Below are 609 nucleotides of genomic sequence, written 5' to 3'. Positions count from 1 at the left end.
ATTCCTCCATTCCTCCCCTCCCCCAAATTCCCCCTCCACCTCCACTTTAACCCTCACCTCTTCCTCGTTCTCTTCATCCCCCCCCTCCTCTTTCCCCACCCCTCCAACACCCCCACCACCCACTTCATCAACCACCCCCCACACATTATCCCACTCCCCCTCCTCCTCCTCTTCCTCACCCTCATCCCCATCCCCTTCCTCACTCACCCTCAACTCCTCACCCCACACTCCCCCACTCACCCCCTCCCCCCCCCCACACCAATTCACATCCCCCTCCCTCCAACCCACATCCACCCACACCTCATCTTCCCCCCTCTCCTCTTTCCCCCCATTCACAAACCTCCCCCTCCCACCCTCCAACCCCCCGCTCAGAATTTCATCCGTCACCTCCCCCCCCACCCCCTCCTCCCCCTCTTTCCCCTCCCCCATACCCTAAAACACACCACCCCCCAACCCATCCCCCAATATTTCATACAACATCTCATCCCCCACCCACTCACCCCCATCATTCCCCTCATCCATCCTCAACCCCCCCACCACTCCTACAAAACTCTCAATCACCATCATATTCCTCCCATTACTCAACAAAACATCCTCACTACCTTTCAC

General features: G+C 58.5%; 1 protein-coding gene. It reads right to left on the bottom strand.

Going from position 1 to position 609, the window contains the following annotated elements:
• Positions 1–387 (bottom strand): hypothetical protein (locus tag V3W49_RS22835; protein WP_500148248.1); only part of this gene is annotated, 387 nt, incomplete at its 3' end.
• Positions 388–609 lie beyond the last annotated feature (222 nt).

Origin of the sequence: Rosenbergiella sp. YN46 (genome assembly GCF_036620675.1) — a bacterium.
Taxonomy (GTDB): Bacteria; Pseudomonadota; Gammaproteobacteria; order Enterobacterales; family Enterobacteriaceae; genus Jejubacter.
Note: the sequence above shows the minus strand (reverse complement) of the source record. Positions and strands in the feature narration are given on the sequence as shown.